Raw genomic sequence first — 8342 nt, forward strand, 5'->3', positions numbered from 1 at the left:
TCGTTTGGTGCATCATTGCTTGGTTCCCGTTCCCCCAATCTAGTAGACTCTAAACCGTTGCTAGATTAGGGGGATTTTCCATGAAACGCTCCATGAAACGAATTTCCGGTGCCGCCGCCGCGCTGGCGGTCGCGGCCGCCCTGGCCCTGTGCGGGCCCGCGGCCTACGCCGCCCCCGCCGCCCCGGGCGACGCGCAGGCCCAGCCCGCCGAGGCCCAGCCCGCGCAGGCCGACGCCTCCCAGCCCGAGGCCCCGCAGGCCGACGGGGCCCAGGCGGAGCCCGCCCAGTCCGAGGCGGCCGCGCCCGTCTCGCTCTCGTACTCGGCCCATGTCTCCAATATCGGCTGGATGGGCGCCGTCGCCGGCGGCGAGGTCGCCGGCACGACCGGCAGGGGGCTCCCCCTCGAGGCGCTTCGCCTCGTCCTGTCCGACGCCTCGACCGGCGAGCCCCTCGGCGCCGACGCCATATCCGTCGAGGCCCACGTCTCGAACGTCGGCTGGCAGCCCGCCGTCGGCAACGGCGGCACCGCCGGCACCACCGGCCAGGCCCGGGCCGTCGAGGCCCTGAGGGTCAGGCTGTCCGGCGAGCTGGCCGCCCGCTACACCGTCTGGTACCGCGTCCACTCCGCGGAGTTCGGCTGGCTGGGCTGGGCGTGCGACGGCGCCGACGCCGGCTCGGCGGGCTACGGCCGCGCCGTCCAGGCCGTCCAGGTCGCGGTCCTGCCCAAGGGCGACCCCGCCCCGGGCGACACCGCCACCCCGTTCGTCGACAGGTCCTCCGAGCCCCCCTCGGTATCCTACCGCGCCCACGTCGCCGGCATCGGCTGGCAGGGCTCCGTCTCGGACGGCGCCGTCGCCGGCACCACCGGGCAGGGCCGCGCCCTCGAGGCCCTGCCCGGGCTCCGTCTCCTGGTACGGGCACGGATCCTCCTCCCTCGAGGTGAGGGCCCACGTCTCGAACGTCGGCTGGCAGGGCTGGACCTCGGGCGTCGCCGGCACCACCGGGCGCTCCCTGGCGGTCGAGGCGCTCCAGTTCAGGCTCTCCGGTGAGGCCGCCTCGTCCTACGACGTGTGGTACCGCGTGCACTGCTCCGACTACGGTTGGCTCGGCTGGGCCAAGGACGGCGCGTCCGCGGGCACGGTGGGCCTGGCGAAGGCCGTCCAGGCCGTCCAAGTCGTGCTCGTCCCCAAGGGCGGCGCCGCGCCGGGCCCGGCCGGCGGCGCCTTCCGCGGCGCCGGCGAGCGCCTGTCCGGGTCGTCCCTCTCCGTCTCCGGCTCGCCGGCGGGCTCGTCGTTCTCGGGCGGGGTCCTGACGCTCGGCTCCGAGAGGGGGCCCGTGCTGGGCTCCATCGCCGCGACCGTCGACAACCTCGAGTCCGACGGGTCGGTCGGCTACCGCGGCCTCCTGCTGGGCTCCGGCTGGCAGGGGGAGCTCAGCTCCGACGGGGCGCAGCTCGGCGCCTCGGGCGGCGGGCTCCAGCTCAAGGCCGTCCGCTTCGGGCTGTCCGGCGGCCTCGCGGAGCGCTATGACGTCTGGTACCGCTCCTGCGACTCCGCGCGCGGCTGGCTCGGCTGGGCGAGCGCCGGCGAGCCCTCCGGCGTCGAGTCCGGCGCCTCGGGACTCACCGCCGTCCAGGTCGCCCTCGTCGCGAAGGGCTCCGCCGCCCCCGGTCCGGCCGAGGGGGCCTACGTCTCCGGCGCCGCCTCCGGCCCGTCGCTCGTCCTGCAGGGCCATGTCGCGGAGCGCGGCTGGCTGCCCGCGGTGGGCGGCGGCGAGGACGTCGGCACGACCGGCAGGGGCCTCGCGCTCCAGGCGGTGCGCGCCTCCCTTGAGGGGGCGGGCGAGGGGAGCTCCGTCTCCATCGCGGCCCACGTGGCCGGCATCGGCTGGCAGGACGCCGCCTCCGCCCCCTCCTACGCCGGCACGGTGGGGCAGGGCCGCGCCGTCCAGGCCGTGAGGGTGTCCCTCTCCGGCCCCGTCTCCGATTCCTACGACGTCTGGTACCGCGTCCACGCGGCGGGCTACGGCTGGCTGGGCTGGGCCAAGGACGGCGAGGCCGCTGGTACCGAGGGGCTCGGCGTCCAGGCCGAGGCCCTCCAGGTTGTCCTCGTCGAGAAGGGCGGCGACGCCCCCTCGTCGGGCGCCCCCGCCGAGCTCTCCGTCCCCTCGCTCAGCCTCAGGGCCCACGTCTCTGGCGTCGGCTGGCAGGCCGCCGTCGGCAACGGCGGCACCGCCGGCACCACCGGCCAGGCCCGCGCCGTAGAGGCGATCGCCGCCGAGGTCTCCTCGCCGGTCTCCGGCGGCCTGTCCTACAGCGCCCACGTCTCCGGCGTCGGCTGGCAGGACGAGGTATCGGGCGGCGCCGTGGCCGGCACGACCGGCCAGGGCAGGGCGGTCGAGTGCGTGAAGATGCGCCTGACCGGCGACCTCTCCGAGTACTACGACGTGTGGTACCGCGCCTACGTGCAGGACTACGGCTGGCTCGGGTGGGCGAGCGACGGGGCCCGCGCCGGCACGACGGGCATCGGCTACCGCGTCGAGGCGCTCCAGGTCCGCATCCTCGCGAAGGGCTCGGCGGCCCCGGGCCCAACGGAGGGCGCGTACAGGGACCGCCCTTTGCATCCGAATTCGGTTGTTCTCAACGTTCCCTGCACAATGCAGAATCCTGAGCTTCCGACTGGTTGCGAGTCCGTTGCATTGACTAATGCGCTCAACTACTACGGATTTGGGCTGGGCAAAACCGTTATTGCAGATGCGTATATGCCTAAGAGCAGCTGGGATTTTGTGACGGCGTTTTGGGGTAATCCGCATAGTGCTTCGAACGGAAACTGCATATCCGCTCCCGGCTTGACCAACACGGCTAATTCCTTCTTGATTAGTAGTGGCAGTAGCTTGCGAGCCTACGATGTGACCGGTACTGGTTTCTATGACCTTTATTCGTACTTGGAAGCTGGACATCCCGTTATTATTTGGTCAACGATCGGTATGCAAAACTTGGGTAGTTGCTATGCGACTCAGGCTTATGGTGGAAGGGTTTATAGAACCTATACCAACTCTCATACCGTTGTCTTAAGAGGCTTTAATCGCTCCCTAGGCACCGTTTACATTGCCGATTCACTCGCTGGCTATGTCTCTAACTCGGCTCAGCGCATTGCTTCGCTATACTCGCAACGAGGAGTTCAGGCGGTCGTCCTTAAATAGACGCCGTTGAAGTCGAAAGAAGGTGGAATCGTGAAGCGTCTCTTATATGTGTCCGTTTCTATACTTGTGGTTATTGCGCTGTTCATGAGTCAATCATGGGTCGTGACTGCTGCATATGCCGATTATTCAATTGACGGATCTGACGATTCAAGCAGCTTTCATCTTGAAGGGTCTGTTTTCAATCAAGTTGAGCTGATTTCTGAGGGTCAAGAATCGGATGCTGGTTCCGTAGATAGCGAGCCGCAAGACGCGCAGCAGGTTTTGTCGGGGGAGACAAACGAAGCCGTCGTTGATTCTGCCTCCAACGATCAGATTGCCGTCAAAAACGTTAGTGTTTCTGCCCATGTGCAGAATATTGGCTGGATGGATCCGGTTGGTTCGGGTAAGGTTGCCGGAACGACGGGTAGGGGCCTTAATCTCGAGGCGCTTAAAATCTCACTTGAAGTGGATGGAGCCGCGTCTCAAGAACAGATTGCCGACGCCATATCCGTCGAGGCCCACGTCTCGAACGTCGGCTGGCAGCCCGCCGTCGGCAACGGCGGCACCGCCGGCACCACCGGCCAGGCCCGGGCCGTCGAGGCCCTGAGGGTCAGGCTGTCCGGCGAGCTGGCCGCCCGCTACACCGTCTGGTACCGCGTCCACTCCGCGGAGTTCGGCTGGCTGGGCTGGGCGTGCGACGGCGCCGACGCCGGCTCGGCGGGCTACGGCCGCGCCGTCCAGGCCGTCCAGGTCGCGGTCCTGCCCAAGGGCGACCCCGCCCCGGGCGACACTACCTCTCCCTTTAAGAACCGTAGCGATGATCCCGCTTCGATTTCCGTTCGCTCGCATACCTCGAATATTGGCTGGATGTCGCCCGTTAGAAGTGAATCTGTTGCGGGGACAACCGGTAGGGGCCTTTCCATGGAAGCTCTTGAAGCCCAGCTTGACTGGTACGGCCATTCGGGTGCTATTGAACTTCGTGGCCATGTGTCGAATATTGGATGGCAACAGTGGTCTGAAGGGCGTTGCGGTACGACTGGTAAGGCGCAACGCCTTGAGGCCGTCCAGATTCGCTTGACCGGTGAGGCGTCCGAGAAATATGACATTTGGTATTGCGCTCATGTGTCAGGCATAGGCTGGCTCGATTGGGCCTGCAATGGTGCTGCCGCTGGATCTGCCGGTAAGGGCAGGGCTATCGAAGCCGTCAAAGTGGTTCTCGTTGAGAAAGGCGGAGCGGCGCCCGGCTCTTCGGCTAAGGTCTTTATCGGCGATCCAGATGCTGTTACGGTTTCCGGATCGGCCGTTTCTGGGGAGAGTCTAGCTTCCTCTTCCGGTCAAAAGGCCACGATCGGAGGCAAGGGCGCTAGGCTGCTGAACTCTATTGCCCTGAGCGTTGCCGGTCAAACTGATAACGGGTCTATTACTTATTCTGTTATGGATGGGTATTCAGGCTGGGGCGCTTCGTCAACGGATGGCGGTGCTGCCAAAGCAGTATCAGGAGCTCCTGTTAAAGCGATTAAGTTGTCGCTGAGCGGTCAGCTCGCTGCTAATTACGACATTTGGTATCGAGCATGCGATTCCGGTAATGGTTGGACGGGCTGGACGTCTAATGGTCAGGCATGTGGCGTTTCTGGTGGCTCTTCCGGTTTGTGCGGCATTGAAATTGCGCTCGTAAGTAAGGGTCAGTCTTCGCCTGGCTCCACCGCCAATGCGTTTATCGAAACGCCTGGAATCGGTCTTGTATCTCAGGCGCACGTTGCTTCTGCGGGCTGGTTGACTCCCGTTGGCAATGGCGAGATTGCGGGTCAGACGGGCATGTCTCGTTCCCTGCAGGCGCTGTATGTTACGACGCAAGGCATCGATGCCTCAGTTGAAGTGTCGGCACATGTTGCGAATATCGGTTGGCAACCATACGTCTCGGGCGCTTCCTATGCTGGCACCGTTGGCAAGAGCCTCGCAATTCAGGCGGTTAAATTAAGACTGACCGGCAACGACGCTTCAAAATACGATATTTACTACCGTATCCATGCGGCGGATTATGGCTGGCTTGGCTGGGCTAAAAATGACGCTGCAGCCGGCACCGTTGGACTGTCTAAGCAGGCCGAGGCAATTCAAATTAAGTTGGTTGCCAAGGGTTCGTCCGACGCTCCCGTTCAAGATCATGCTGCGTTGATCCAGCTTCCCGGACTATCTGCTAAGGCAATTTGCTCCGGTCTCGGCTGGCAAGCGTCTGTTGGCAATGGCGGAGTTGCCGGAACGGTTGGGCAGAACCGTGCCATGGAGGCCATGGAGCTATCGCTTTCCGATGGCTCCATGAGCGGTGGCATTTCGTATTCCGCTCACGTATCCAATATCGGCTGGCAATCTGCTGTCTCAGATGGGGCCACATCGGGAACTACTGGTCAAGGTCAGCAAATCCAAGCTGTGAAGATTAACTTGGTTGGCGAGATATCTAATTACTTTGATGTTTGGTATCGCGTCCATGTATCAAATTACGGATGGCTTGGCTGGACCAAAAATGGATCACCGGCGGGCACCACGAAGCTTGGCATTCCTGTTCAGGCTTTACAGGTAAAGATTGTCCCCAAGGGCGCTTCTGCACCAGGCTCTACGTCTGATTCGTATTTTGAGACCTATCGTTATATGGGATATCAGACCCCGGGATCTTATCCAAAGGTTAGTTGCAATAGCGTTCAGCTTCCTTCGTACTGCACCGGTTACTTTACGTACGTTACGCCTTCTCGAATTCCCTATAACGCTTCGCGTCAGGATTGCATTAACGCTTTTGTTCAGCGCGCTCGCGAGTATATTGGAACGCGTTATATTGAGCCGTGGTCCTCTTGGCCAGGGGATGCGGTTGATTGCTCGGGCTTGGTACTGCAATGTCTGTATGCGACTGGCATGGATATGGGTTGGTATAACCCCTATAACCATCGTTGGCTGCCTGAGCAGACGTATAACTCTATGAACTGGTATCGCAACAATACGTTTATGCCGGTAAGCACCTCTGCCATGCAGAGGGGAGATGTGGTCTACTACCAGGGTCATATTGGAATCTATATCGGAAACGGTCGAATTATCGATTCGTGGCCGGGAATTGGAGTTACCGAACGTTCGGTTAACGCTCCCGGTCGTGTGATCGGTGCCGCAAGACCTTTTGCATAGAGCCTATTGAGGTGCTCCGTAATAGGAGCGCCTCTTTTTGTGTCGGGGGGCATCGCTTTTCCAAGCTCAAAATGTGTTCTTTGAAGTGCGGTAATATAACCATTGATTGTGTTGCTGTATTCAGCTGTTATCTTGGGGGATATATATGAAACGTCTAAAAGCGTATGCGGTTTTGGCTTGCGCGCTAGTAATGATTTGGTCGCAAGTCTCTCAGCCTTACTGTGCATATGCGCTGTCAGCTGAATCTGGCGCTATCTCGCAATCGACATCTCAAGTGTCTGTAGAGTGCGGATCCCAAGATGAAAGTTCCCAGGGGACACAGGACGATGTTTCGGATTCCCAAGGTCCAACCGAATGGTACGGCGACGATGCAAATGCTGCTCGTCCTGACGAGGATTCAGACTTTATTTCCGACGATCAGGCCGGAGTTGGTGCCGATGAGCCGGGCACTGATGATTCTGATGGTGAGGCTTCGGGCGATGTTTCCATCGAGACAGATTCCTCTGAAGCCGACTCCCTAGAGCCTAACTCTTGGCGTTATGAAAACGGCGTGCTTATCGATTCTGACAATGGCGACATCGATGCGCAGTCTTTAACTGACGATCCTTTGCCCAATGGTGCTATTGCGCGCGGTATTGACGTCAGTAATTACCAGGGGATCGTTGATTGGGATATGGTTAAGGCCGCAGGGATTGATTTTGCCATCCTCAGGGTTGGGCCTGTTTATGGAAAGCCTGACGATTCCTTTGAAAGGAACGCTGCTGAATGTGAGCGCCTCAGTATTCCTTATGGCGTCTACTACTACTCCTATGCTCGATCTGTTGCGGATGCAAATAAAGAAGCCGATCGAACGCTTGCTTGGCTCGGTGGCCATCATCCGTCGCTTCCCGTTTATTACGATCTTGAGGATAACTATATCTTGCAGGATCCGAATTTCAGCAAAGATAAGCTCGCTCAGATTGCGCAGACTTTTTGCAACCGTATGGAGGCCGTTGGCTTTAAGTCGGGTATCTATGCGAACCTTAACTGGCTCAACAACTACTTGGATAGTCCGTCTCTGAGCGGTTATGACCATTGGGTTGCTCAATATAATTGGCGTTGCGATTATGCTGGCAGCTACAGTTTCTGGCAGTATTCAAGCAGCGGCAATGTCCCGGGCGTTAACGGGTGCTGTGACATGAACTACTGCTTCAACGGTTCTCTTTTGAACGTAGATGACAGCAAGATGCATATTCAGTATGAGGCGCATGTCTCGAATATTGGCTGGATGAGCAGTAAGCGCGACGGGTCTACGGCTGGCACTACGGGGCAGTCTAAATCAGTGGAGGATCTTAAAGTCAGCATCTTGAATCCCGTTGAAGATGGCTCTGTACAAATTAACGCTAATGTAAGTGGCATCGGCTGGCAGGGCTGGGACACCCCCTCGGCCTCCGAGGGCGGAACCACCGGCCAGGGGCGCGCCGTCGAGGCCGTGCGCCTGAGGCTCACGGGCTCCCTCGCGAAGGACTACGACGTCTACTACCGCGTCCACGCCTCCAACATCGGCTGGATGGCCTGGGCCAAGGACGGCGGGGAGGCCGGCACCACGGGCTTCGGCAGGAGCGTCGAGGCCGTCCAGGTCAGGCTCGTCAAGAAGGGCGACGCCGCCCCCTCGTCCGACGGCGCCAACGTCGACTACGCCTTCAAGAAGAAGCCCATGTCCCTGACCTACCGCGCCCACGTCTCCAACGTGGGCTGGCAGGGGGCCGTGTCCGACGGCGCGACCGCCGGCACCACCGGCCGCGGCCTCGCCCTCGAGGACCTCAAGCTCTCGCTCGACAGCTCCGACTACTCGGACGGCTCTTCCGTCCAGATCGACGCCCACGTCTCGGGCATCGGCTGGCAGGGCTGGGACACCCCCTCGGCCTCCGAGGGCGGAACCACCGGCCAGGGGCGCGCCGTCGAGGCCGTGCGCCTGAGGCTCACGGGCTCCCTCGCGAAGGACTACGACGTCTACT

General features: G+C 61.4%; 4 protein-coding genes. All 4 read left to right on the forward strand.

Annotation, left to right across the window (positions count from 1 at the left end; all coding sequences use genetic code 11):
- Window positions 1-80 precede the first annotated feature (80 nt).
- Window positions 81-1049: a hypothetical protein gene (locus AAAX59_RS07335; RefSeq protein ID WP_349071299.1), complete on the forward strand. Its 969-nt coding sequence runs from the start codon at window positions 81-83 to the stop codon at window positions 1047-1049.
- Between the two features lie 31 nt (window positions 1050-1080).
- On the forward strand, window positions 1081-3201 hold the full coding sequence (locus AAAX59_RS07340; RefSeq protein ID WP_349071300.1) for a C39 family peptidase: 2121 nt from the start codon (window positions 1081-1083) through the stop codon (window positions 3199-3201).
- Window positions 3202-3231: 30 nt separating this feature from the next.
- Window positions 3232-6345 (forward strand): NlpC/P60 family protein, encoded by a 3114-nt coding sequence (locus tag AAAX59_RS07345; RefSeq protein WP_349071301.1) that lies wholly within the window; start codon window positions 3232-3234, stop codon window positions 6343-6345.
- A gap of 274 nt (window positions 6346-6619) precedes the next feature.
- Window positions 6620-8342: GH25 family lysozyme (locus AAAX59_RS07350; protein ID WP_349071302.1), on the forward strand; the 1723-nt coding region annotated here is incomplete at its 3' end.

Source organism: Collinsella sp. CLA-ER-H2, assembly GCF_040092405.1.
Lineage (GTDB): Bacteria > Actinomycetota > Coriobacteriia > Coriobacteriales > Coriobacteriaceae > Collinsella.